Below are 1,352 nucleotides of genomic sequence, written 5' to 3'. Positions count from 1 at the left end.
GTGGAAATAGCGTAGCAAAAACTTTATCGGTAGTAAAAACAATTCCTGCTGCTCCGCTTACTATTTCGGGTGCTACCAATGTTTGTGCTGCTGCTTCGTCAGGCACACCGGTTACTTATACTGCATCCGCTGTGGCGGGAATCGATTCGTTGCATTGGGTAGTTCCTGCAACGGCTACTATTCTTTCGGGTTGGGGAACCAATTCTATTTCGGTATTCTTCCCACCAACGTACACCACGGGTAGTGTTTCGGTACAATCGTGTGTGGTATGTGGAAGAAGTGCGTTGAAATCGGTAGTGGTTGCTAAAACCATTCCTACTGCTCCGCTTGCTATAACAGGCCCTACGGCTATTTGCAGGTATGCTGGTTCGGTCGATTCGGCTTCGTATACCATTGCAGCAGTTGCTGTTGCTACATCTTACACATGGACAGTACCAGTGGGTGCTAGTATTATTTCGGGACAAGGCACTACGCATATTGGGGTGATGTTTGCTTCGAATGCAGTGGCGGGTAGTGTTACTTGCAAATCGAATGCTGGTTGCGGAAGCAGCGTAGCTAGAGCTTTAGCGGTAACTAAAACGCTTCCTATTGCTACTACCATCACCGGAAACAACAGCATCTGTGACGATATTACGGCTGGCAATTCGGTGCCTTACACCATTGCTGCGGAGGTGCCTAATGCAAGTACTTACACTTGGGTGGTGCCTGTAGGTGCTTCGGTTACCAGTGGGCAAGGAACAAGCAGCGTGACAGTGCATTTTGCGCTTACTACGCCTACGGGTTCGTTGGTAAAAGTAGCTGCGGTTAATAGTTGTGCTACTAGTGCTCAGGTATCGTACGCGGTAACTACTTGCTTAAGCCCTATTGTTATTGAAACCTCCACCGAGCCGGCATCTACCATCAATTCGTTCTCCGATTTATATCCTAATCCTTCGGCCGAATATTTCAATGTTGATATCCTTTCGGATGTAAACAAAGAGGTGGAAATAATGGTTTTTGATGTGAATGGAAACAAAGTGATAGATACCAAACATGCAATAAGTGCAGGCGCTACCACTTTAAAAACTGATTTCGATAAATTCAGCAATGGAGTTTATTTTGTTCGTATTGTCGACTTGTCGAACCACAGTACCGAAACAAGAAAGTTAGTGAAATAGCTTGGTAATTATTATTGAGTAAATAATAAAAGGAGGTTGTTCGAAAGAGCAATCTCCTTTTTTTTGTTGACAAGTTACCGCGAAGGCAGAAAGGCAGAAAGATGAAATTCTAAATTCTAATTACTAAATTCTAATACGCAAATCTGTCAATGCCTGAAATACGTTGACCGCTTTTTCCTAAAAAAAGAGAAAAAA

Annotated in this window: 2 protein-coding genes; one reads left to right on the top strand and one right to left on the bottom strand. The window is 43.8% G+C overall.

Features of this window, described 5'->3' with window-relative positions:
* Positions 1-115: 115 nt before the first annotated feature.
* Entirely contained in the window at positions 116-313 is a 198-nt protein-coding gene (locus tag WCK19_RS18530; protein ID WP_342398892.1) for a hypothetical protein, read from the bottom strand.
* Between WCK19_RS18530 and WCK19_RS18525 the strand changes: the two genes are divergently transcribed.
* A complete protein-coding gene (locus WCK19_RS18525) occupies positions 285-1,157 on the top strand; it encodes a T9SS type A sorting domain-containing protein (protein ID WP_342398891.1) in 873 nt (290 codons plus the stop codon). The genes WCK19_RS18530 and WCK19_RS18525 overlap by 29 nt on opposite strands.
* The last annotated feature ends 195 nt before the right edge of the window (positions 1,158-1,352 follow it).

The organism is Candidatus Chlorohelix sp. (genome assembly GCF_037138995.1).
Lineage (GTDB): Bacteria > Chloroflexota > Chloroflexia > Chloroheliales > Chloroheliaceae > Chlorohelix.
The sequence above is the reverse complement of the archived record's forward strand: the minus strand, read 5'-3'. Positions and strand labels throughout refer to the sequence as shown.